The sequence below is a fragment of the Macrococcoides bohemicum genome, assembly GCF_016865215.1.
Classification (GTDB): domain Bacteria; phylum Bacillota; class Bacilli; order Staphylococcales; family Staphylococcaceae; genus Macrococcoides; species Macrococcoides bohemicum.
Genome location: NZ_CP054482.1, coordinates 1 through 25,919, shown reverse-complemented (window position 1 = coordinate 25,919; position 25,919 = coordinate 1). Strand labels below are relative to the sequence as shown.

21 protein-coding genes, 1 tRNA gene and 1 other annotated feature are annotated in these 25,919 nt (G+C 34.4%); of the genes, 2 read left to right on the top strand and 20 right to left on the bottom strand.

What is annotated here, in order from left to right; genetic code table 11:
• Window positions 1-2 precede the first annotated feature (2 nt).
• Window positions 3-77 (bottom strand) — tRNA-Glu (locus HT586_RS00110).
• A 132-nt stretch (window positions 78-209) separates the two neighbouring features.
• Between HT586_RS00110 and HT586_RS00105 the strand changes: the two genes are divergently transcribed.
• Window positions 210-1,097: a YitT family protein gene (locus HT586_RS00105; protein ID WP_203545908.1), complete on the top strand. Its 888-nt coding sequence runs from the start codon at window positions 210-212 to the stop codon at window positions 1,095-1,097.
• An 82-nt stretch (window positions 1,098-1,179) separates the two neighbouring features.
• Here HT586_RS00105 and HT586_RS00100 read toward each other — a convergent pair whose 3' ends face one another.
• From HT586_RS00100 to serS, 7 genes are all read right to left on the bottom strand, one after another.
• On the bottom strand, window positions 1,180-2,475 hold the full coding sequence (locus HT586_RS00100) for an adenylosuccinate synthase (protein WP_133353669.1): 1,296 nt from the start codon (window positions 2,473-2,475) through the stop codon (window positions 1,180-1,182).
• A gap of 319 nt (window positions 2,476-2,794) precedes the next feature.
• Window positions 2,795-4,192 (bottom strand): replicative DNA helicase, encoded by a 1,398-nt coding sequence (gene dnaB / locus HT586_RS00095; RefSeq protein WP_099581677.1) that lies wholly within the window; start codon window positions 4,190-4,192, stop codon window positions 2,795-2,797.
• Window positions 4,193-4,210: 18 nt separating this feature from the next.
• Window positions 4,211-4,657: a 50S ribosomal protein L9 gene (gene rplI / locus HT586_RS00090; protein WP_111716932.1), complete on the bottom strand. Its 447-nt coding sequence runs from the start codon at window positions 4,655-4,657 to the stop codon at window positions 4,211-4,213.
• Between the two features lie 2 nt (window positions 4,658-4,659).
• Window positions 4,660-6,627: a DHH family phosphoesterase gene (locus HT586_RS00085; RefSeq protein WP_203545907.1), complete on the bottom strand. Its 1,968-nt coding sequence runs from the start codon at window positions 6,625-6,627 to the stop codon at window positions 4,660-4,662.
• A gap of 24 nt (window positions 6,628-6,651) precedes the next feature.
• Complete coding sequence (locus HT586_RS00080) at window positions 6,652-7,572, bottom strand: DUF2232 domain-containing protein (RefSeq protein ID WP_111746537.1); 921 nt, start codon at window positions 7,570-7,572, stop codon at window positions 6,652-6,654.
• A gap of 140 nt (window positions 7,573-7,712) precedes the next feature.
• Window positions 7,713-8,228: a YceI family protein gene (locus HT586_RS00075; RefSeq protein ID WP_203546509.1), complete on the bottom strand. Its 516-nt coding sequence runs from the start codon at window positions 8,226-8,228 to the stop codon at window positions 7,713-7,715.
• Between the two features lie 262 nt (window positions 8,229-8,490).
• Window positions 8,491-9,762, bottom strand: coding sequence for a serine--tRNA ligase (serS, locus tag HT586_RS00070; RefSeq protein ID WP_096077744.1), 1,272 nt, complete (start codon window positions 9,760-9,762; stop codon window positions 8,491-8,493).
• Between the two features lie 51 nt (window positions 9,763-9,813).
• Window positions 9,814-10,020 (bottom strand) — a binding site (T-box leader).
• 99 nt (window positions 10,021-10,119) lie between these two features.
• Here serS and HT586_RS00065 point away from each other — a divergent pair.
• Window positions 10,120-10,929, top strand: a complete 810-nt coding sequence (locus HT586_RS00065) for an NAD(P)H-hydrate dehydratase (RefSeq protein WP_096077745.1) — start codon at window positions 10,120-10,122, stop codon at window positions 10,927-10,929.
• Window positions 10,930-10,967: 38 nt separating this feature from the next.
• Here HT586_RS00065 and budA read toward each other — a convergent pair whose 3' ends face one another.
• The 12 genes from budA to dnaA form a co-directional block, all read right to left on the bottom strand.
• Window positions 10,968-11,669, bottom strand: a complete 702-nt coding sequence (budA, locus tag HT586_RS00060; RefSeq protein WP_096077746.1) for an acetolactate decarboxylase — start codon at window positions 11,667-11,669, stop codon at window positions 10,968-10,970.
• 10 nt (window positions 11,670-11,679) lie between these two features.
• Entirely contained in the window at window positions 11,680-13,347 is a 1,668-nt protein-coding gene (gene alsS / locus HT586_RS00055; protein WP_096077747.1) for an acetolactate synthase AlsS, read from the bottom strand.
• A 194-nt stretch (window positions 13,348-13,541) separates the two neighbouring features.
• On the bottom strand, window positions 13,542-16,205 hold the full coding sequence (gene gyrA, locus HT586_RS00050; protein ID WP_096077748.1) for a DNA gyrase subunit A: 2,664 nt from the start codon (window positions 16,203-16,205) through the stop codon (window positions 13,542-13,544).
• Between the two features lie 27 nt (window positions 16,206-16,232).
• Entirely contained in the window at window positions 16,233-18,155 is a 1,923-nt protein-coding gene (gene gyrB, locus HT586_RS00045; protein WP_269152409.1) for a DNA topoisomerase (ATP-hydrolyzing) subunit B, read from the bottom strand.
• 7 nt (window positions 18,156-18,162) lie between these two features.
• Window positions 18,163-19,272: a DNA replication/repair protein RecF gene (gene recF, locus HT586_RS00040; RefSeq protein WP_096077750.1), complete on the bottom strand. Its 1,110-nt coding sequence runs from the start codon at window positions 19,270-19,272 to the stop codon at window positions 18,163-18,165.
• Window positions 19,272-19,490, bottom strand: coding sequence for a S4 domain-containing protein YaaA (yaaA, locus tag HT586_RS00035; RefSeq protein WP_096077751.1), 219 nt, complete (start codon window positions 19,488-19,490; stop codon window positions 19,272-19,274). The genes recF and yaaA overlap by 1 nt, the downstream gene beginning before the upstream one ends.
• A gap of 147 nt (window positions 19,491-19,637) precedes the next feature.
• Window positions 19,638-20,057, bottom strand: coding sequence for a disulfide oxidoreductase (locus HT586_RS00030; RefSeq protein ID WP_203545905.1), 420 nt, complete (start codon window positions 20,055-20,057; stop codon window positions 19,638-19,640).
• Window positions 20,054-20,752, bottom strand: a complete 699-nt coding sequence (locus tag HT586_RS00025; RefSeq protein WP_203545904.1) for a DsbA family protein — start codon at window positions 20,750-20,752, stop codon at window positions 20,054-20,056. The genes HT586_RS00030 and HT586_RS00025 overlap by 4 nt, the downstream gene beginning before the upstream one ends.
• Window positions 20,753-20,868: 116 nt before the next feature.
• Entirely contained in the window at window positions 20,869-22,110 is a 1,242-nt protein-coding gene (locus tag HT586_RS00020) for an ABC transporter permease (protein WP_203545903.1), read from the bottom strand.
• Entirely contained in the window at window positions 22,103-22,999 is an 897-nt protein-coding gene (locus HT586_RS00015) for an ABC transporter ATP-binding protein (RefSeq protein ID WP_203545902.1), read from the bottom strand. The genes HT586_RS00020 and HT586_RS00015 overlap by 8 nt, the downstream gene beginning before the upstream one ends.
• Window positions 23,000-23,169: 170 nt before the next feature.
• The gene (dnaN, locus tag HT586_RS00010; protein WP_238999363.1) at window positions 23,170-24,306 is read right to left on the bottom strand and encodes a DNA polymerase III subunit beta; all 1,137 of its coding nucleotides are present in this window, start codon (window positions 24,304-24,306) and stop codon (window positions 23,170-23,172) included.
• Between the two features lie 171 nt (window positions 24,307-24,477).
• Window positions 24,478-25,815: a chromosomal replication initiator protein DnaA gene (gene dnaA / locus HT586_RS00005; RefSeq protein WP_096077757.1), complete on the bottom strand. Its 1,338-nt coding sequence runs from the start codon at window positions 25,813-25,815 to the stop codon at window positions 24,478-24,480.
• Between the last annotated feature and the right edge of the window lie 104 nt (window positions 25,816-25,919).

Here is a 25,919-nt window from a genome sequence, read left to right as displayed (position 1 = left end):
AATGGTGACCCCTACGGGATTCGAACCCGTGTTACCGCCGTGAAAGGGCGGTGTCTTAACCGCTTGACCAAGGGGCCATTAATTAATAGCACAAGATTGATTATAGCATGTTGAATTTACATTTATCAAGCATTATTTTTAAGAAATATTAAAAAATTTAGTATAATTGATATGTATACACTCTGTATTAATCAAGAAAGGAGCATGTTATGTCAATACCCTTGGAAAAAGTGGTAAAGCAACACAAAAAGCTGCCTTTAAAAGAAAAGATTAAGCGTTTTTCTTTCATCACTTTAGGTGCAATTCTCATGGCAGTGGCACTCGAACTCTTTTTAGTACCTAACAAATTACTCGATGGAGGTATTGTAGGTATTTCAATTATGGCTTCACATTTACTTAAAGTACCTCTTGGATTATTTATCTTTTTATTAAATATCCCATTCTTTTACCTAGGATATAAACAAATCGGTAAAACATTTGCTTTATCCACTTTATATGCCATTACTATTTTATCAATTGGGACAGCCCTATTACATCCTGTTCCTCCTTTCGCAGATGAGAAATTTCTAGTCACTATCTTTGGTGGGGCGATTCTTGGCCTTGGTGTAGGACTCGTCATTCGTTATGGTGGTTCATTAGATGGGACTGAAATTCTTGCCATTCTTATTAGTAATAAATCTCCTTTTTCAGTTGGAGAAATCGTTATGGTTATTAATTTTTTCATCTATGTTGCTGCCGGATTCATCTTTACATGGGAATCAGCAATGTATTCAGTAATTGCCTATTTTATCGCTTTTAAAACAATTGATATCGTACAGCAAGGTTTAAATGAATCAAAATCAGTATGGATTATAAGTGATCAACACGAAGAAATTGGTGATGCTATTAATGACCGATTAGGACGTGGTGTTACATATTTATCTGGAGAAGGTGCTTATACCGGTGAAGATAAGAAAGTCATCTTCTGTGTCATTACACGTTTAGAAGAATTTAAATTAAAAGACATCGTTAATCATTATGATGAAAATGCATTTGTTGCAATCGGCAATGTATCAGAAGTTAAAGGTGGAAGATTTAAAAAGAGAGATATCCATTAAAACAATAAAAAATAGCAATAAAGTAGTCTATTTCAATAGATTCCTTTATTGCTATTTTTTATATTAATCATTTAATTAAAGCTTATTTATCTGTTTGCCATAAATCTTCAAGTAAGTTTGTTTGCGTTCTATCTGGTCCTACTGAGAAGATAGAAATCTTAACATTACATAATTCAGAAATGCGCTCTAAATAACGACGTGCATTATCCGGTAATTCTTCCATCGTCTTAACACCAGTAACATCTTCTGTCCATCCAGGTAACGTTTCAAATACTGGTTTACAACGATTTAATGCATTTAAGTTAGCAGGGTATTCAGTAATAATTTCACCATCTAATTCGTATGCTGTACAGATTTTAACAGTTTCTAAACCTGTTAATACATCAATAGAGTTAATTGATAAATCTGTAATACCACTCGCACGACGTGAATGACGTAATACAACTGAATCAAACCAACCTACACGGCGTGGACGTCCTGTTGTTGTACCGTATTCACGACCTACTTCACGGATATGGTGCCCATCTTCATCGAATAGTTCAGTTGGGAATGGCCCATCTCCTACACGTGATGTATAAGCTTTACATACGCCTACAACTTTATCAACAAAAGTCGGTCCTACACCAGTACCAACTGTTACGTTACCTGCAATCGGGTTACTTGATGTAACAAATGGATAAGTACCATGATCGATATCAAGCATCACACCTTGTGCACCTTCAAACAATACTTTTTCTTCTGCTTCGAAAGCGTCATCTAATACTTTTGCAGTGTCCACTGTATATTGTTTCAATCGTTGTCCTGCGGCAAAGTAAGGTTCAAAGATTTCTTCAAAAGTGAATCCTTCAGCATTGAACATTTTTTCGAATAGTTCATTTTTAGCATTTAAGTTTTCTTCTAACTTTGCTCTAAATGTTTCTTCGTCCAATAAATCAGCCATACGGATCCCGATACGTTGTACTTTATCAACATATGCCGGTCCAATACCTTTTTTCGTTGTACCGATTTTATTGTCGCCACGTTTTTCTTCTTCTAATTCATCTTGTTTTAAATGGTACGGTAAAATAACTTGGGCACGATTTGAGATACGTAAGTTATCTGTACTTATACCACGTTCATTTAATGCATCTAATTCCTTTAATAAAGCAACCGGATCTACAACAACGCCATTACCGATTACTGATAATTTATCTGAATAGAAAATTCCTGATGGTACTAAGTGTAATTTATACGTTTCTCCACCGAATTTAATAGTATGACCTGCATTATTACCACCTGAAAAACGAGCAATCACATTTGCCTGTTCAGCTAAAAAATCTGTGATTTTACCTTTACCTTCGTCTCCCCACTGCGTCCCAACAACTACGATTGATGACATGCGTGCACCTCCAAATTTTCTTGACTAACCTTAGCCATTCTATCAATATATAGATGAAAAATCAACCAAAAACCGAACATTAATAATTATACATAATTTTTCCTTATGAAATAAGGTTTTATGTATTTAGGAATGCATAAATGAATAATCTTCTTTATTTCATTTGATTTATACTGTTTTTTCGTTTTGAAATTTAATATTTTTATTGAAAAATCAATATAATAAGTACAAACATTCCTGAAAGTTATTTGTAAATTATAAACAAAAACACGTACTTTAAATATATTTATCGATTTAAAGTACGTGTTTTATAGTTTTTTTACATCATATCTGCATGTGCGTAATCGATATCAGTAAACTTGTTATATTGCTTTAAGAAGTGCAATTTAACAGTCCCTGTAGGACCATTACGCTGCTTAGCAATAATAATTTCTATCTCACCATTCTCATCTTGCGCACCTGCATCAACTTCTACTTCTTCGCCATCTTCACCTTGTCCACGGTTATAATAATCATCTCGATACAAGAAGGCTACAATATCAGCATCTTGTTCAATCGATCCCGATTCACGAATATCACTCATCATCGGTCGTTTATCTTGTCGTTGTTCCACGCCACGAGAGAGCTGAGATAAGGCAATAACAGGACACTCTAATTCACGCGCTAATGCCTTTAACATACGAGATATTTCAGACACTTCTTGTTGTCTATTTTCACTTGAGCGACTTCCAGAACCTTGTATCAACTGTAGATAGTCAATCAATATCATATCCAGTCCATGTTCCTGATGAAGTCGTCTGCATTTAGAACGAATATCTGTAATACGAATTCCTGGAGTATCATCAATGAAAATATTTGTTCGAGATAATTTACCTACAGCAACTGTGAAACGATTCCAATCTTCTCCGTCCATCTGTCCTGTTCGCAGTCGATTCGAATCAACGTTCCCTGTACTACATATCATACGTGTTGCAAGTTGATCTGCACCCATCTCAAGACTAAATATTGCTACTGTATACGGATGATCATTTGTAGCCACCTGTGTGGCAATATTTAAAGCAAACGCTGTCTTACCTACTGATGGACGTGCTGCGATTATGATTAAATCATTACGGTTAAAACCTGCAGTCATTTGATCCAGGTCACGATAACCGGTAGGTATACCAGGCGTTTGGCCTTTATTATTATCAAGTTCTTCCGCATTATTAAAGACTTGTGTTAACACATCTTTAATTTCTTTAAATCCGTCTGCACCTCGATTGGTCGACACTTCCATAATACGCTTTTCAGCATCTGCAAGTAATGTTTCCAAATCGAGTGACTCATTATATCCATCAGCCATAATACTATCAGCAACATGAATTAAACGACGCTTTACGGCATCACGATAAACAATATCCACATAGAAATCAACGTTTCTAGCAGTAGGTACTTTCTCTGACAATTCAATAAGATAAAGTTCCCCGCCACTCGCTTCAAGCGTTCCATCCTGCGTCATTTGATTCATAACAGTAATGATATCTACAACATCGTTTTGTTCAGATAAAGTAAGCATCGCCTGAAATATATTCTGATGACTTTGTCTGTAAAAATGTAGCGGCAATAATGTTTCAAGCACAGAAGATAATACTTCATTATCAATAAAGATAGCACCTAATACAGATTGCTCAGCTGTTAAATTAAAAGGCAGTTTCTTACCTTCAAGATAATCTGACATATTATCCTCCTAAAAATTTTATTCTGCTGTAACGTGAACTTTTAATGTACCACTTACTTTATTATGTAATTTAACAGGTACATTCGTATAACCTAGACTTCTGATGCCATCATGTAAGTCCATTTTACGTTTATCAAGTTTGATACCGTGTTGCTTATTTAAAGCATCAGCTACTTGTTTAGAACTTACAGATCCAAATAAACGGCCACCTTCACCTGATTTAGCAGTTACTTTTACTTCCAGTGATTCTAATTTCTCTTTTAGTTTTTCCGCTTCTTCTAATTCATGTTGCTTATCTAACTCAACACGTTTCTTTTGTGCTTCTAACTGTTTTAAGTTTCCTGGTGTAGCTTCTACAGCATATTTATTCTTTAATAAGAAGTTATTTGCATAACCTACTGGTACTTCTTTAATTTCGCCTTTTTTACCTTTTCCTTTAACATCCTGAGTAAATATAACTTTCATAACTAATCTTCTCCTTCACTTTGTTCATTTATAGTTTGTTGTAATTGCAAAATTGCTTCATTGATCGTGACATTTTCAAGTTGTGTTGCAGCATTTGATAAATGACCACCGCCACCCATACTTTCCATAACAAGCTGAACATTTATTTCTCCTAACGATCTGGCAGAAATACCGATGACATTCTCTTTTCGCTCTGCCACCACAAAAGATGCTTCAACACCTTCTATACCCAAAAGCTCGTCAGCAGCTTGTGCAACAATAACCGGATGAATGATCTCACCTACTGGGCCATGCGCAATTGCTATGCCATTATCTTCTAACTGCACGGTACGAATAATTTCGGAACGTTTAATATACGTTTCAATATCATCCTTTAAGAAATGCTGACAAAGAATCGTATCAGCACCATGGTTTCTTAAGAAACTTGCTGCATCAAATGTTCTGGAACCTGTACGCAGCGTAAAGTTACGTGTGTCAACAATAATGCCGGCAAGCATTACCGTTGCCTCTAGACGCGTCAACTTATGTTCTGTCGGTTGATATTCCAGTAATTCAGTTACAAGTTCTGCTGTAGAACTCGCATATTGTTCCATATATACAAGCAGTGGACTCTCGATAAACGATTCGCCACGACGATGATGATCGATCACCACTTTACGATACGCTTTATTTAATATACTTTCATCAATCACCATTTCAGGTTTATGTGTATCTACGATAACCAATGTCGTCTTCTTCGCCATTAAATTCCATGCTTCTTCTGAAGACACAAATATTTCATCGAGCTCAGGTTTTTCTGCAATTTCAGCCATAACACGAGATAAAGTATCATCAACATCATAATCATTTAGAATGATATTCGCCTTTAAATTGTTCATCTTAGCAAAGCGTGCAACACCAATTGCAGCACCGATCGCATCCATATCAGGACGTTTATGTCCCATAATAATGACGTTTTCACCTTCGATTAAAATATCGCGGAGTGCATGAGAGATAACACGTGCTCTAACGCGTGTACGTTTCTCCATAGGATCAGTTTTACCACCATAGAATCGAACATTTCCATTCATGTTCTTAATCGCTACCTGGTCACCACCACGACCAAGAGCTAAATCTAAACTTGATTGCGCTAATGTACCAAGATCCAGTAAATTTTCAGAGCCTTCACCAATGCCAACACTCAGTGTGATATGCGTTTTGATTTCTCGACTTTTTTCACGTATATTATCTAATAAATTAAATTTTGTCTCTTCAATCTTATGTAAGATCTTTTGATTAAAGAACATCATATATTGATCTGATTGATAACGTTTAATATATACGTTATTCTCTTCAGCCCATTTATTAATTTCAGTCGACATCATACTATTAATTTCCGTACGTTGCGCATCAGCCATGTTTTGTGTAATTTCATCGAAGTTATCCAGGAACAGTATCCCTATAATAGGCTTAGCTTCATCGTATAATTGTTCTATTTCAACTTTATCGGTAATATCGAAGAAATACAAAGTGTTTAAATCTTCACCATATGTTACTTTAAATTTGTATGATTCAAAGTTGGCAGTGGCTTCATTTACGCCTGTATTTTTAAGTTGATTCAGCAAATTAGGGAACAAATTATGAATAGATTCAGAAATAATAGGAGCATTAATCTTCTCATTAATAAAATGATTATGCCATTCAATATGCTCATTTTCATCTAAAAGAATAACACCGATGGGTAATTCGCTTATTGCATAACGTTTTCCCTTATCAATAGATGTTGATAAATTCGCAATATAAGATTCATTGTGTCTGATACCATATCTTAAATAGAAAAGACTGATGCACGTGATGACAAAAAGTATGCCGAATGAAACCGTCGCTGTCATAGGATGTACCGTATAAAGTATTCCTGTAACAATAAAAGCTGCGAGACACATAACAATAAATGGCATAATTAATGTTTGCTTATTGTACTTCCTATTCATTGTGACACCTCATTAAATTATTTATTACTTAAACTTTTTTGGTATTCTTTTCTTTAAGTTTACCATCAAATCAATTATTCCGAAAAGTTGAGTAATGGGAGCGTATAAAAACGCGATAAAGAATATAAAAACTTTAACAATCAGATGAATTTTTCTCATCTTTATAAAATAGCTATATAAAGATAATCCTTGAATGAATAACATCCACTCTAATACATATCTTAAGTTTATCACGATTCCGAGAGGAACATAATCAGTTTCTGAAATTCCAAAATGCGCTAATAGTACAAATAAATAAATGATTAATAGTACTTTCGGCATCTGCCATGTATATAATGATCTAAAGTTAGGTGTCGCAATCTTAAACTGGCGTAATGCAGGTAAAGTTATCACCAATTGTAATAAAGCTAATAAAAATAGCGATAAAATAACAATTCCAGGTACTTGTTTAATCACTTCATTCATACTTGTATTAAACATCTCTAACTGATAAGCAGGAATTGTACCTTCTTTAACACCTTTAGATAAGTATTCATTATAAATATCAATTGTTGGCTTAAACCAAGTCTGCACTTTAGGTAAATAGTCAGTTAACTGAAGGAAGATAATCGATACAAGTGTATATATACTATAAAAAACTGTAAGGATATAAAGCATGCGCTCTTTAGATGTACGTTCTATCAGTAATTGACCAATGATATATCCAGCAAATATCGATCCCATTATGACCTGCATCGTAAATATCGACATAAAAATAGTTATGAGTATTACGATTAAACTCATGATATAAAAACTATTACGCGACTTACAGAACAAATATACAGTCGGTATAAGCAGAAACGGTGCGATAATGAATGCCATAAACGGCAGGAAATTTATCAGTAACGTTACCATCATCATAATCATCGTAACGACAATCGTCTTACTTAAATCAATCTTCAACATAAATTCTCACTTTCTAAAAATATTTCTATAACTATTCTATTTTACAACTTTACTTAAAATACCTCAATGTATGTACATTTTTATTAAAAATACAAAAAAAAAAAGACTACCTAATAATTAGGCAGTCTAAAAATTATAAATTAACCTTCGATTGCGAATTCTGCACCAACTTCAAATTTAACGTCTTTACCAACCATAACGCCGCCAGTTTCTAACGCTTGGTTCCAAGTTAAACCATATTTTTCACGGTTGATTGATCCTGATACTACTAAACCAGTCACATCTCCACCAGTCATTGGGCTTTTGTGAACTCCATTGAATTCTAAATCAAATGTTTCTTCGTTTGTAACATCTTTAATTGTTAAGTCACCTGTAATTGTGTTGTTTGTTAATGATTTAGATACGAAAGTGATTTCTGGGTATTGTTCTACATCGAAGAAATCTCCAGATTTTAAATGACCATTACGATCAGCATTGTTTGTATCAATTGAATCAACTTTAACTGATGCTTTAACATTTAAAGAAGATAAATCATTAATGTCTCCAGTAACTGTTACATCGAAATCTGTAAATTCTCCTTTAACTTTTGAAACCATCATGTGTTTAATTGAAAAGTCAATTCCTGAGTGTGTTTTGTCTAAAGTAAAATTTGTCATCGTTAAATTACCTCTTTCGTTATTTGTTTTAGTTTTTGTTGCTTTGTCTTTACCAAAAAGCTTTTTAAACATGTGTAATCATTCCTTATTTCTAACTTATATATAAAATATATCAGATATATTTTATATATGCAAGTATAAAAAATATATTATTTTGTTTTTTTGTTTTTTGATTGTCATATTTTTAAAACAAAAAGACAAGGTACCTCTTTTATAGATACCTTGTCTAAATTATTTTAAACAATTTATTTTTTTATTCAGATTATTTAATAATTGTTTGTCCGCCCATGTAAGGAACAAGTACTTCCGGCACAGTAATTGAACCATCTTCATTTTGATAGTTTTCAACAACCGCTGCAAATGTACGACCTACAGCAAGACCTGATCCGTTTAATGTATTCACAAATTCAGCTTTCGCATCTTTATCACGTTTGAAACGGATATTTGCACGTCTTGCCTGGAAATCAGTCATATTCGAACAAGAACTAATTTCTTTATATGCATTATAGCTTGGTAACCAAACTTCAACATCATATGTTTTTGCTGCTCCAAACCCAATATCACCAGAACATAAATTAATCGTACGGTACGGGATTTGTAATTTTTCTAATATTGATTCTGCATGACGCGTCATTTCTTCTAATGCTGCATATGAATTTTCAGGTGTTTCAAAACGAACCATCTCAACTTTGTTGAATTGGTGCATACGAATCAATCCACGTGTATCACGACCCGCTGATCCTGCTTCACTACGGAAACAAGCTGTCATCGCAGTAAATTTAGTCGGTAACATATCAGATGTCATAATTTCATTACGATAAAAGTTTGTTAATGGCACTTCTGAAGTAGGAATTGTATATAATCCTTCTTTCTCAACTTTAAATAAGTCTTCTTCAAACTTCGGTAATTGACCAGTTCCAAACATAGAATCAGCATTTACAAGTTGCGGTGTCACCATCTCCTGATAGCCATTTTCACGATGTGTATCCAGCATAAAGTTCATTAAAGCACGCTCTAGACGCGCACCGTCTTTAGTTAAGAAAGCAAATCGTGCACCAGATACTTTAGCAGCACGTTCAAAGTCAGCCATCTTTAAATCTTCAACGATATCCCAGTGTGCTTTCGCCTCAAAATCAAACGTTCGTGGTGTACCCCATTTACGAACTTCTACATTATCATCTTCATCTTTACCAAAAGGCGTTTCATCACTTACTAAGTTAGGTAAACGTACTAATTTATCACGTAAATCTGTAGATACTGTATTTAATTCTGCATCGATTGTTTTAATTTCATCACCAACTGTGCGCATTGCTTCAATTGCATCATCTGCATTTTCTTTATTACGTTTTTTAAGTGCGATTTCTTCACTTGCTTTATTACGTTTCGCTTTTAATTCCTCAGTCTTTGCAGTCAATTCACGTGTTTTAGAATCTAAATTTAATATTTCATCGACGATTGACGTATCGATACCACGCATTTCTAATTTTTTCTTAACAAACTCAGCATCATTTCTAAATAATTTAATGTCTAACATGTTGATTGCCTCCTAATTTTATTTTTGGGTACAAAAAAATACCACATCCCGAAAAGGGACGTGGTATTTACGCGTTGCCACCCTAATTAATAGTTAATACTTTCGTCTCAACTATTCTCTCCATTACATAACGGCTCATCACCGGTTTGCCAAACTTTAATTATGGGTAGAATTTCATGTATGTAGTATCATAGCTTACACCAACCGCTATGTCTCTAAAATTACTTCAACATTACTTATCCCAAATGACAAATTTATTATCTAATTTGATAATATAGTATCATATGGATATAAGAATGACAACTATTTATGTCATTCTATAGCGAATAAGGATATCACATTATAAGGAGAATGATCATGCAAATTATTGAGTCTATCAGCATACCAAAACGCAAAGTACTTACACACAAAGGGGATTATGGTCGCATATTGCTCATCGGAGGCAACCAGAATATGGGTGGTTCAATTATGATGGCAGCTCGTGCTTGTGTATACAGTGGTGGGGGACTCACAACAGTTGCTACGCACAATACAAATCATACAGCATTACATTCAAGATGTCCTGAAGCAATGGTTTCTGACATTAATGATATAAAACGCCTGACAAAGCTAATAGACAACGCAGATAGTATTTTAATCGGTCCTGGACTTGGTCTGGATTTCCAGGGGAATAATGTTTTAACATTATTATTTCAACATATTCAGGAACATCAAACGTTAATTATAGATGGAGATGCTATTACTATATTAAGCAAATTAAAACATCCGTTACCAAAATGTAATGTTATCTTCACGCCACACCAGATGGAGTGGGAACGATTAAGCGGCATTCCTATTGCAGAACAGACACCTGAACGTAACCGTGCTAAAGCTGATGAATTAGGTGCACATGTTATATTAAAGAAACATGAAACAGAATTATATTTGAAAAGCGGTGATTATAAAATCACTGTCGGTAATGCAGCAATGGCGTCAGGCGGTATGGGAGATGCATTAGCAGGTATTATCGCAAGTTTCCTAGGTCAATTCGATACAGGAGAAGCAATTAAACAAGCTGTTTTCATTCATAGCTTAATCGGAGATCAATTAGCTCAGGAAATGTATGTTGTACCAGCAAGCCGTATTATCGATGAATTACCTTATATGATGAAAAAGCTAGAGGAATAGAAAAACAATCCTGAATCAAATGATTCAGGATTGTTTTTCTATTCACTTGCTTCAATATCTTTAAGCATTTCCGGATCATTTAAATCATTTTCACGATAATGATTAGTATCCGGCATTTTTAAGATAAAATCTTCCTGCAAAGCAAGTTCAACTTTCACATCTTCAATTTCATAATCAAATACATGACCACCCTGTGTCACGTCGTCACTTAAATAATGCACATGATAACCTCCAACACCGATGCCCATAATGAAATGAGGTGTATAAAAACCAAACAATGTCCCTTCAGTATCATGAATATCAAAATAGCCTTGTTCTTTAACCGCTTCAACAAGTTTTGGATATGGTTGTTGTTGTTTCTTCACTGATCTTGCTTTAATCAATTTAAATTTACCTGTAATCTTTACTGCATGAAAATAGTTCATGCCCTGCATTGCTCTTAATATTTCTTCGTCTAAGTATTCTTTATTTAAACTACCTTTAAAAGTTAATGTCTTTGTCGGGTTAAAGTCCATCATACTTGCAAATGGTGTTGTTTCTTCAGGTGATACAACGCGTACTTTCCCTGTACTTTCAATTAAATAAGGTGTACCATCCAAAACAATCAGTTCACCATTTAATCCATCCATTGTTCCGATACCATAGTTTCCTGTTGAAAGTACATCTGACATTTTAAATGTTCCTTCAAACATGCCTCCTACAAGTGCACCCATTGTTGAATATTGATATAAGTTATTCATCGTTATCCTCCTAGTTTGTAGCGTCTGGTAATAAATCTTCCATTAATTTAGCATTGTTACTATAATCTACAGGAATATCTACAATAACCGGTCCTTCTTCTGCCATTGCTTTCTTCAGAATATCTTCTAACTCACTAGAGTGATTCACTTTATATCCTTTTGCACCCATAGATTCAGCATATTTAACATAATCAACAGGTCCTAAGTCAACTGCTGCACCTTTACCATATTTACTTACCTGCTGGAACTTAACCATATCATAATGGCCATCATTCCAAATAAGTTGTACAATTGGCGCTTTAAGTCTAACTGCAGTTTCAAGTTCCTGACCTGAGAATAAGAAACCTCCATCTCCTGCCATAGAAACGATCTTTTTACCTGGTCGAACGATTGATGCTGCAATCGCCCATGGTAGCGCTACACCTAATGTCTGCATTCCGTTTGAGAACAATAGATGACGTGGTGCATAACTTCTAAAATAACGTGCCATATAAATATATAAAGACCCTACATCTACAGTAACTGTTGTTTCATCATCAATTAATTCACGTACTGCTTTAACAATATGTTTAGGATTTACTTTCTCAGCATTCATGTAATCTTCAGGCAATTCATATTTCTTTTGAATCATTTGTGCCACATTTAATAATATTTTTTGAGCATTTTCATCAAGCTGAATATCACCTGGATCTAATTTCTCATCTAATCGTTGAATTGTGAGCGCAGTATTACCAATTAATTCAGTTACCGGTGCATAATGATTATCGATATCACTTTGCACTTCATCTATATGAATAATTGTCTTTTCATTTTCTTTATTCCATATAACTGGATCGTACTCAATTGGGTCATAACCTACTGATATTACTAAATCGGCATGTTTTAATAATTCATCACCAGGCTGATTTCTAAATAAGCCAATTCTTCCGAAGAAATGCTCTTCTAATTCTCTTGAAATAATACCAGAACCCTGGAAGGTTTCTACAACTGGTATCGCATTATTTGCCATAAATTTTCTTATCGCTAAAGTATTTTCTTCTGAAGAGGCACGCATCCCAAGTAAAAATACTGGTAACTTTGCTTGTTTAATTCTTTCAGCCAATGTATCAATTTCAAAATTGGGTGCCGGTCCTAAAACAGGTGGTTCTTTCACTTCAATAGCATCCACCTCCACGTTTTCTGCTGATATAACATCTTGTGGGATACTTACAAATGCTGCACCTTTACGTCCTTCAACACTGGCGCGGAATGCATTCGTAACTGCTTCAGAAATACTGTTCGCATCCTGAACTTCAACTGAATACTTAGAAACGTGACTCATTAGACCAGCGTTATCTAATGATTGATGTGTACGTTTTAAACTGTCTTCTCGTTTAACATTACCCCCAATCGCAACGACCGGATCACTTTCAGAGTTTGCCGTCACTAATCCTGTCGCTAAATTGGTTACCCCTGGTCCACTCGTTACAAGTACAACGCCAGGTTTACCTGTGATACGACCGATACCTTGTGCAATAAGTGCCGCATTTTGTTCATGACGTGTCACAATGACTTCGGGACCTCTATCTTCTAAAACATCAAATGCTTTATCTATTTTCGCTCCAGGTACTCCGAATACATGTGTCACACCATGATTAATTAATGTATCAACGAATAAATCTCCACCAGATTTTTTCATAATATTAACGCTCCTAATTAAAGTTATATTTTTTTACAATTTAAATGCTAGTACGAATACATGCTTACTTCAAATAATACGCCTTCAAAAAACATATAAAACGTTTCCAGCAATATTGAAGTGATTTCAATATTACTCAGGAAATAAAAAAACTAAAGCACAACTTAAAAAATTGGCTTTAGTTCTTTACAATTTTATTCAGTTTCTTCTTCGTCTTTAAAAATATCATCAAAAGATGAACTTTCTAAAATATCTTTTTGAGCGTCATCTTCTTCATCTTCGAGCGTGCCAACTACATGACCATCTTCAGCTTCTATATCTTCATTATTATCTTCTAATGCTTCTTCAGTTAATGTTGTTTCTTGTTTGGCAATTACTTCACCTGGCAACTTATCTTCATCGATTACATCGACAGCTTCTTCTTTCTCCACTTTCGCAACAGTCGCAACAAGTTGACTTTCACCTAACTTAATTAAGCGTACACCTTGCGCTGAACGACCATTTTGAGAGAATTCAGCAACATCTAAACGAATGATTACACCTTGATTCGTCACCAACATAATATCTTCGTCACCGTTAACTGTTGTGATACATACCAGATTACCGTTCTTCTCGGTAATACTTGCTGTTTTAATTCCTTTACCACCACGGTTAGAAATACGGTATTCTGCTTCACCCGTACGTTTACCATATCCATTTTCAGTAACAATCAATACTTCATGTTCACCATTAGATTCAATAACGTCAAGTCCTATTACTTCATCGCCTTCGCGTAATGAAATACCTTTTACACCTGCAGCTGTTCTTCCGAGTGGACGCAGTTTATCTTCTTCGAAACGGATGAGTGATGCATTTTTTGTACCGATAATTAGCTGTTTATTACCATCTGTTAAACGTACAGCAATCAGTTCATCGTCTTCTCTAAAGTTAATTGCAATCTTACCGTTTTTATTAATACGCGCAAAATGAGAAAGATTCGTACGTTTAATAATACCTTGTTTCGTCGCAAATATAATAAAGGCATCTTCACGTTCTAAGTCTTTCACCGCAATCATCGTGCTAATCTTTTCATCTTTTTCCAGTTCTAATACGTTAACGATTGGTATTCCTTTTGATTGACGAGATAGTTCAGGAATTTCATATCCCTTAACTTTGTAAACACGACCCATATTCGTAAAGAATAATACGTTATCATGAGTTGAGGTCGTTACCATTTGACTAACAAAGTCTTCGTCTAAAGTATTCATTCCTTGAACACCACGTCCACCACGGTGTTGTGTACGATAAGTCGATGCTGGTAAACGTTTAATATAGTTATTATGACTTAACGTAATAACGATATTTTCTTCATCGATTAAATCTTCATCCTCTAAATGATCAAATCCGCCTGCTGTGATTTCTGTACGACGTTCATCACCATACTTTTCACGGATTTCAATTAATTCTTCACGAATAATTTCCAGTAATCTTTCTTCATCTGCTAAGATGGCTCTTAATTCATCAATATATTTCAGTAATTCCTGGTATTCTTCTTCAATTTTGTCACGTTCAAGTCCTGTTAATCGACGTAGACGCATATCTAATATTGCTTGTGCCTGACGCTCAGAAAGCTTAAATTGTTCCATTAATCCTTCCATCGCTTCAGCATCATTTTTTGAACCACGAATTAAAGCAATAATTTCGTCGATATGATCTAATGCAATACGTAATCCTTCTAAAATATGTGCACGATCTTCAGCTTTCTTCAAGTTATATTGCGTTCTACGACGAACTACTACTTTTTGGTGCTCTAAATAATGATAGATTGCTTGTTTAATATTTAAAACTTTCGGTTGTCCATCAACAAGCGCTAACATATTCACACCAAAAGAAGTTTGTAACGGTGTTAATTTATATAAATTATTTAAGATAACATTTGCGTTCGCATCACGGCGTACATCAATTACGATACGTACACCTTCTTTTAAACTTGTCTCATCACGTAAATCTGTAATACCATCAACCTTTTTATCACGTGCAAGCTCAGCGATCTTCTCTACTAAACGTGCTTTATTCACCTGATAAGGGATTTCTGTTACGATAATCGTTTCTTTACCGTTTGGACGGGTTTCAATTAACGTCTTCGCTCGCATAATAACAGATCCACGACCTGTCTCATATGCACGACGGATACCACTACGACCTAATATTAAGCCTGCAGTAGGAAAATCAGGACCTTGAATAAACTCCATTAATTCAGGAATCGAAATGTCAGGATTTTTACTTAATTCTAAAACACCGTTAATAACTTCCGTTAAGTTGTGCGGAGGAATATTTGTTGCCATACCAACCGCAATTCCTGATGCACCATTGACAAGTAGATTAGGAAATCTAGAAGGTAGCACGACTGGTTCACGTTCATTACCATCGTAGTTATCTGTAAAATCAATCGTATCTTTGTTGATATCACGCATTAATTCCATAGCAATCTTAGACATACGTGCCTCTGTATAACGCATCGCAGCTGCACCATCGCCGTCCATAGAACCAAAGTTTCCTTGTCCATCAACGAGCATATAGCGATAACTGAAGTCCTGTGCCATACGAACCATTGCTTCATAAATTGAAGAGTCACCGTGTGGGTGATATTTACCCATAACATCTCCTACGATACGTGCAGACTTCTTATAGGGTTTATCTGGTGTCATACCTTGATTATTCATTCCGTATAATATACGACGATGTACGGGTTTCATACCATCACGTACATCTGGTAACGCACGAGAAACGATTACACTCATCGCATAGTCAAGAAACGAATCCTTCATCTCTTTGACAATATTCTGGTCTTTTAGTTTTGAATCGTGCTCTAAAGCCATAAATGGCGCCTCCTTAAAATACTATCTTTATACATCAACGTTTGCATAAACCGCGTTTTCTTCGATAAATGTACGGCGATGTTCAACAACATCTCCCATTAACATTTCAAAAACTTCATCTGCTTCTATCGCATCACCTAAAGTTACTTGTAACATCGAACGGTTCTCAGGGTTCATTGTTGTCTCCCATAACTGGTCAGCGTTCATCTCACCTAAACCTTTATATCGTGCTAATTGCCACTTCGGTGTTGCTGGTAATTCTTCTCTTAATTTATTAAGTTCACGTTCATTATAGACGTAATATTTTTTCTTTCCTTGCTCCACTTTAAATAATGGTGGTTGTGCAATATAAATATATCCCGCTTCAAGTAACGGTCTCATAAAACGATAGAAGAAAGTAAGTAATAGTGTTCTAATATGCGCACCATCAACATCCGCATCCGTCATAATAACAACTTTGTGATAACGTGCTTTAGAAATATCAAATTCGCCGCCGATACCAGTACCCATCGCTGTAATCATAGAACGGATTTCATTATTTCCTAAAATACGATCTAATCGTGCTTTTTCAACGTTTAATATCTTACCGCGTAACGGTAAAATAGCCTGAGTCTTAGAGTCACGACCTGATTTCGCTGAACCACCGGCAGAGTCTCCCTCAACGATATATAATTCGCTGATTGATGGATCTTTACTAGAACAGTCGGCAAGTTTACCTGGAAGACTAGAAACTTCAAGTCCCGATTTGCGTCGTGTTACTTCACGCGCTTTCTTCGCAGCAAGACGTGCACGTGATGCCATAATACCTTTTTCAACGATAATACGTGCAACAGGCGGATTCTCCATTAAGAATCTTTCAAAGTTTTCCGCAAATAGATTATCTGTAATTTGACGTACTTCTGTATTGCCTAGTTTCGTCTTCGTTTGTCCCTCAAACTGAGGATTACCATGTTTAATAGACACTACCGCAGTAATTCCTTCACGTACATCTTCCCCGGATAGTTTCTCATCATTTTCTTTAATCAGTTTATTTTTAACACCATAGTTATTAATGACACGTGTTAATGCACGTTTGAAGCCATCCTCATGCGTTCCACCTTCATATGTATGGATATTATTTGCATAACTTAAAAGGTTTGTTGAGTAACCATTGTTATATTGTATTGAAATTTCTACTTCAATATCGTCACGTGTATCATGAATATAAATCGGTTCAGGGAATAATACTTCTTTAGATTTATTTAATAATTCAACGTATGATTTAATACCGCCTTCATAGTGATACTCATCTTCAATCACTTCTTCTTCGCGTTCATCACGAGCTATAATCTTAATACCTTTATTTAAGAATGCAAGTTCACGAATACGCTTTTGTAAAATCTCATATTCATACTCTGTTGTTTCCGTAAATATTTCCGGATCTGCTTTAAAGCGGATTTCAGTTCCTGTTTTATCTGTCTCACCAATAACTTTCAAATCAAAAGCAGGAACCCCTTGATGATACGCCTGATGATGAATTTGTCCATCTTTATGTACATATACTTCTAAAGTTGATGATAGTGCGTTAACGACAGAAGAACCTACTCCGTGTAAACCACCAGAAACTTTATATCCGCCACCGCCGAATTTACCTCCGGCATGCAATACTGTTAAGATAACTTCTACCGCAGGACGACCCATTTTCTTATGCATTTCAACTGGAATACCACGCCCATTATCTGTAACTTTAATCCAGTCATCTTTTTCTATCACTACTTCAATTTCATCCGCATATCCTGCTAATGCCTCATCGATACTATTATCAACGATTTCCCATACTAAGTGGTGTAATCCACGTGATGCAGTAGAGCCGATATACATACCTGGTCTTTTTCTAACTGCTTCTAATCCTTCTAATACTTGTATCTGGTCAGCACCATATTGATCTAAATTTTGTTCCAAGATTGTCACCTAGCCTTCAATTAGTCGAAATATGTCCATCAGAAACATTAAATAATTTCGCTCTGTTGATTGTTTCATGTTCAATACCATCCACTGATGTTGTTGTTACAAATGTTTGAACTTTATGTTGAATTGTAGTAAGTAAATGTGTCTGTCTTAAATCATCAAGCTCGCTTAATACATCATCCAGCAATAGAATCGGATATTCTCCCACTTCCAGATTAATCAATTCTATTTCAGCAAGTTTCACTGATAAAGCTGTCGTTCTTTGTTGACCTTGTGATCCGTACGTTTGCACGTCAATATCATTGATGGCAAACGTAATATCATCACGATGTGGGCCAAATAAACTTTGTGCACGTTCTATCTCACGTTTACTTTCTTTATTTAGCAATGAAACACAAGCTTCAATCATGGCTTGTGTGTCATCAATATATTCAAGACTTGATACATACAGTAATTTTAAGTTTTCTTTTTGTTTTGTAATGCCTTGATGAATAGGTAAGGCAAGCTCCTCCAGTTTTTCAATGAATGATTTACGTCGCTGCGTAAGTTTTACCGCATATTCCGCAAATTGTTCATTCAATACTTCAAGCATCGTAGTATCAGTATTGCCTGATAGTTTAAGTTGCTTAAGATGATGATTCTTTTGTTTGAGTATTCTTTGAAAGTTTGATAAATCATTAAGATAAACAGCAGATATCTGGCCGATTTCCATATCGATGAATCGGCGTCTTATTTGCGGACTACCTTTAACTAAATTCAAGTCTTCGGGTGCAAATAAAACGACATTCATATGGCCGATGTATTCAGTCAGTCTCTTTTGTTCTAAATGATTCACTTTCGCTTTTTTACCTTTTGATGAAATTGTGAGTGATAATGGCATGATGCCATGTCGGTATTCTAAGTCACCTTCAATATGACTAAATTGTTCACCCCAGGTAATTAGTTCTTTATCATTTGAAGTTCTGTGACTTTTAGCCATCGCTAAACAATATATCGCTTCTAAAAGATTTGTCTTTCCTTGTGCATTAATACCTATCAAAATATTTACTTCATCGCTAAAGTCTAATTTGACGGAATCATAATTTCGATAATGCGATAAAGATAATGCTTTTAACTTCATTATGCTTCCGTGTAAGTAATCTTGTAAGTTTCGCCTTCAACTTCTAAAAGATCATCCTGGTGAAGCTTTTTACCACGTCTGTTTTCTTCTTCTCCGTTCAACATTACCGGGTTATCCTGCAGATACCATTTCGCTTGTCCGCCCGTTGAGATAATCCCTTCTGCTTTTAGAAATTGACCTAACGTAATCTCACTATTTAGTTCGACTATATTTACCATTCACGGTTCACTCCTATTCCATGTCAGTCATTATATAATTATACCTTTAATCTTTAAAAATTGCATGTTTTTTCACATAAATAAAAACGCTGAATGCTTATCATTCAACGCTTTTATTTATGAATATTACATATTTTTAAAATTCATTTATTTTATATCTGAATTTGACTTTTTAACCAGTAACATCATTACGGTGATTAACAAAAATGCAGTCCCTGCTAAAAATGGAATTGTAATAAAACCAAAATAATTTATATATTGCGTATTACATGGCACTCCACCTACGCATGGTTTAATACCAGCAAATCCGGGCAGTTTTTGTTCAAGGTAATGATATATTGAAAAACACAATCCAATTACTGAAAATATCATTATCATGTATTTCATATAATATGCATTAACAAAGGCTGCAAATCCTGAAATGACAACTAATGGATACATTAGTATACGCTGATACCAACATAGTTCACATGGTATAAAATGTCTGATTTGCGAAAAATATAAACTACCTAAAGTAGCCACAAGAGCGATTACCCAGGAAATATAAAAGTATTTAGTATTTCTCATGATTTAGCGGCCTTTTCAATCGCTTTTTCAACCTCATTAATATCCATAGGATTCTTTACTTCCTTACCATTTACGATAATAGTTGGCGTTGCAGAGATATTATGTTTTTTCACTAAATCGATATCTTTATTGACCCCAGAACTTTCTTTATTTTCTTCAATTGCTTTTTCAAGCTTTTTAATATCTTTAATACCTGCTTGATTTGCCGCTTTTTTAATAGCGTTCATCGTTAACCATGATTGATCAGCATTGGGTTGTAGTTCAAATAATGCTTTATGAAATTCCCAATATTTCTCAGGCTCTTGCTTTAAAACTGTCTCTCCGGCTAAACCACCAAGTAAAGATTCTTCTCCATGGAACGGTGAATGAATAAAGTACATTTCTGCTTTGCCCGTATCAATAAATTTCTTTTGGATGTCCGGTTTAATATCTGTTTCAAAATATCTACATGCAGGACATTTAAAATCTCCAAATTCAATGATCTTTATTTTCGCATTTTCTTTACCAAGCTGTGGTTGATCTTTTGTATCAATATCATTGGTTAATTTCACCCCTATATTTGGATTAGTAACCGGCGCTGTAGACTCACTCTCAGGTGTTTTATCATTTTGTTTCATCATAACCATCGCTGCCAGAGCACCAACTACAAACAATGTAAGTACCATTGTAAAAATTAAGGAACCTTTATTTTTCATTCTTTCTACCTCACTTTATTGTGTAATACAATTTTTTTTAATCATCTTATACATAGTATAAATATTATATTAAATAAAATAACATTGCCACAATAAAATAATTAATCTTTTGTGAACTATTTTGTTTGCAATGCTCTTCTAAAGTTCTTGATTAGTCCTTTATCGTTACTGAATACACTGCCCTTGTATATTTTTGCTGAGATAAAAAACAGTGCAATAATCGTTATGATACAAATAATAATACCGATGATAATCTGAACATCACTCGTTTTCTGAGAAATGGTTCTGAGTAACATTACTTGTGGCGTGAAGAAAGGAATAAAGCTTGTAATCTTTACAAGTAGTGTATCTGGTGTTGTTAAGCTAAACATCGCAATATAGAATGCAGCCATATTTAAAAATGTGACCGGCATTATGGCTTGACCTATATCCTCAATACGATTTGTTAATGAACCGACAATTGCACTTAAACTGATATATAGCAATAAGCCCAAAATTAAGAAAATAAGTGCATACATAAGTACACGAACATTTTCCTGTGTAAATTTAAATCCAAAACTTTCAATCGTTTTATTTAAATTAAACACCTGAACACATATAAAAATTGTAAGCGCATAGATGATAATCTGTACTAACGCTACTGCAATGACCCCAATAATCTTAGCCATTAAATGTGTGATTGGTGAAATACTTGTGACGATCATTTCAATGACACGTGATGATTTCTCCTGTGCAATTTCTGTAGCAATTTGACTTCCATAGTTAATTGTAATAAAGAAAATTAAAAAGATTCCTGCATACACTAACGCTGTATTTACTGCTTTACTTTCCTCAGACACTTTATCGTTAGCATCTAATGGTTTAATAACTTCATTATCAACTTTGGCTTGTGATAGCACTTTTGCTAATTTATCAGGTGCAAGATTTAGTGACTTTGCAATATTATTGCTCTGAAAAGCAGTCAATGTAGATTGTATTTGCATCAATTCATCTGTACCTAAACTATCTAGTGTATAAACTTTACTTTCAATTGTTTTATCTGTATTTTCTTTAATTTCGATCAATACTTTATATTTTTCATTTTTTATCCCTTTTTTCCCCGCTTCAAGATCAACTATCTTTAACTTCTTTTTCTTATCTAATTTTTGATATTCATCTTTAAATACAGTTGATAATGTTTTGTCTTCGGAAGTAATAACAGTAATATCATCTTCGCTCTTATCAAAGAAATCATAAATTTTATCAGCGTTACTTAATGCGATAATCGCAAGTATTACGATCAACGTCGAAATGACAAAAGATTTACTCGATACTTTTTTCCAGAATGTTAACCAAAATGTCGGTATAAATTTATTCATGTCTATTACCTACTTTCTCAATGAATATTTCATTTAGAGATGGTTCATTGACCTGGAATCTTGAAATATAGCCCATTTGTTTAACAGCATCGAATATGATAGGTGCTACCTCTCCATTAGCAATTTGAATACGCACATCATTTTTATTTTGACTAAATTTTGTTACGCCTGGAACATTCGCTAACGTACTAAAATCATGTTGTCCTTCGATAATGATTTCTTTCTTGCCAAAATCATGTTTCACTTGTTTAATTTCTCCTGAAACAACCGTCTTACCTTTATTCAAAATACACACATGTTCACACATCTCTTCTACATGTTCCATGCGATGCGAACTAAATACAATAGTAGCACCATTTTCATTGATTTCTTTAACAGCTGATTTTAACAGTTCTACATTCACTGGATCAAGACCGCTAAAAGGTTCATCAAGAATAAGTAAAGAGGGGCGATGTATAATGGCACCGATCAATTGAATTTTTTGTTGATTACCTTTAGATAAGTCTTCGATTTTCTTATTTTTATTTTCTGGTACATCGAAACGATCGAGCCAATAATCTAGAGCTTTATCAATATCCTTTTTATTCATACCTTTTAACTGGGCTAAATACTGAATTTGTTCACTTACTTTTAATTTTGGATTCAAGCCACGCTCTTCAGGTAAGTAACCAATTTGATCAGTAACAGAATAATCAATCGGTTTACCGTTATATGTAATTATTCCTGCCGTCTTAGATAGAAGACCTAAAATCATGCGAAATGTTGTCGTTTTTCCCGCACCATTTCCGCCTAAGAAACCAAGCATCTCACCAGCAGGTACAGAAATATTGACATTGTCTACTGCTTTGAAATCATTAAATTCTTTACTAACATTCTCCAGAATCAGCATTTTGCTACCTCCATCATAGTTTTTGAGGATTTCCATACTTTAAGAAAATAGTATTATCTCACTTAAAATTGTAATATATAGCATATTTTATGACAAGTATATTTGTCAAAATAAAAACTTTATTTGTCAAAACAAAAAGCTTAAACCAGAATCTGGCTTAAGCTTTTAAATTAATATGTTCTTATCGGTAAAATAAGCTGAACTAAATTTTCATCTGCTTCGGGTTTCAGGATAAATGGTCGCATCGTTCCAAAGAACTCAATTTGAACATCATCATTATCAATGGCACGTAGTGCATCCATCATATATTTTGAGTTAAAGGAAATTTTGATACCTTCTCCTTCAAATTTATTTGTCTTAACATCTTCTTTCACCGTACCGATTTCAGGTGAAGTAGAAGATAATTCTACTGCATTCTCTGAAGCAGATAATTTAATGACGTTATTTCCCCCTTCACGAGCCAGTAGAGAGGCACGATCAATCGCATGGAAGAAGTCTCCGTTATTAATAGATAACGCCGTCTCATAGCTTTCTGGGAATAAACGTGATGTATCTGGATAATTTCCTTCAAGCAGACGTGAAATAAAGTTAATATTTCCGACTTTGAATAATACTTGGTTTGATGCAAAGAAAATATCAATTGTTTCTTCAGTATCATCAATAATTTTATTTAACTCATTTAATGCTTTTCCTGGAATAATGACATTGATTGTTTCAATGTTCGTGTTTTCCAGTTGAAGCTTTCTTAAAGCTAAACGATGTGAATCTGTTGCAGTACAGTTTAATATACCATCGCTTATCAGCCAGTTAACACCTGTTAACACTGGACGTGTTTCTGACGTGGACACTGCGAAATTAGTTTGTTTGATAATATTTTTTAATACTTTAATTGGTAAAGTAATCGCTTCTTGTTCACTTACTTGAGGTAATAATGGATATTGATCTGAATCAATACCAGATACATTAAATTCTGATTGTCCTGATGTAATTTTTGCCTGGAAGTTATCATTTGTTTCAATCGTTACAGTATCTGCAGGTAATTTTTTAATGATATCTACAAAGAAACGACCTGGTAATACGATTGAGCCTTTCGTATCAACAGATAAAATCTCATTGTCTCCTTGCTCAGTTGGAATCGTAATTTCAATAGATACTTCTGAATCTGACCCTGTTAATACTAATTTATTATCAAAAGCATCTAATTTAATACCTGTTAATACTGGTAAAGTTGTTCTTAGAGAAATGGCTTTTAATGTATCATTCAATTGAGTAATAAAGTGATCTCTTTGAATTGTAAATTTCATAATGAATAAGCTCCTTAAAATGATATTTATATATATTTTATCTCTTTTAAAACCGTAATAATAGTAATAGGGGCTGTGAATAGGTGGATAAGTCTATTGAACTGAGTCCGGAGAAGATATCCACATGTGCATAACTTGTTTATATGTATCAAAAAGTTATGCACAATTTTAACATTACCCCTTGATATCTTTTTCGATATTTTTTAAATCACTTTTTAAACTATTATCATGTTCTAATTCTTTTCTGATTTTTTCATGAGCGTGTATAACAGTGGTATGATCTCTTCCACCAAATTCTTCACCAATTTTAGGTAAAGAGAAGTCAGTGAGCTCACGTGCTAAGTACATTGCAATTTGTCTAGGAAATGCAATAGATTTAGTACGCTTTTTTGCACTGAAATCTTCTAGACGGATGTTATAGTATGCACCTACAGCTTCCTGAATATCCTGAATGGTTACTTTCTTTGGTTTACTAGAAGCGATAATATCTTTTAAAGCCTCAGCTACTAAATCAGAGTTTAGTTCACGGTTTACTAATTTAGAATAGGCAACAACTTTTGTTAGAGCGCCCTCAAGTTCACGAATATTTGATTGAATTTGAGTAGCGATATAAAGCATTGCTTCATTTGGAATCTCTATATTTTCTTCCTCTGATTTTTTACGTAATATTGCGATACGTGTTTCAAGATCAGGTGGGGTAACGTCTGTTGTTAGTCCCCATTCAAAACGTGAGCGTAAACGTTCTTCTAAAGTAGGTATTTCTTTGGGAGCACGATCACTTGAAATTACAATTTGTTTATGATTTTGATGAAGTTCGTTAAATGTATGGAAAAATTCTTCTTGTGTCGATTCTTTTCCAGCTAAAAACTGAATATCATCTATGAGTAGTACATCAACGTTACGATATTTCGATCTAAATTCTTCAGTTTTGTTGTCTTTAATAGAATTGATGAATTCATTCGTAAACTTTTCACTTGAAGTATATACGACTTTTGCATTTTCCTTATGTTCCATAACGTAATGACCAATGGCGTGCATTAGATGTGTCTTACCTAAACCTACACCACCATATATAAACAGCGGATTGTATGCTTTTGCTGGTGCTTCAGCAACTGCTAAACTTGCTGCATGACTAAAGCGATTACCGCTTCCGATGACGAAAGTGTCAAATGTATTATCAGTGTTGAGTTGACTTGGCAAAATTTCCTGAGAAGCAGGTCTTTCAGTAGGTTTATTTGCCTGAAAATCAGTTTCGGAATCATCAAATTCATCAGAAATGACTTTAATATTTAAATGTTCTCCAATAGTTTCTTCTATTACTTCCTGAATTAAGTTTAAATAATTTTTTTTCAGCCAGTCTGCATTGAAAGAAGTTGGTGCTAAAATAACGATTTGATTGTTATCCAGAGATTTGATCTTTGTTTCACTAAACCAAGTATCGTAACTTGCGTTCGTTAGTTTTGTCTGTAATTTTGTTAAAACTTTATCCCATATCGTATCGATTCCACTCATAATGTTCCTCTTTCTTATAAAAAAATTTCAAAGTTATACACAGTATTAAAAATGTGAATAAACATAAAACACAGGCTTGAATAGTTTATCCACAAACTATACAC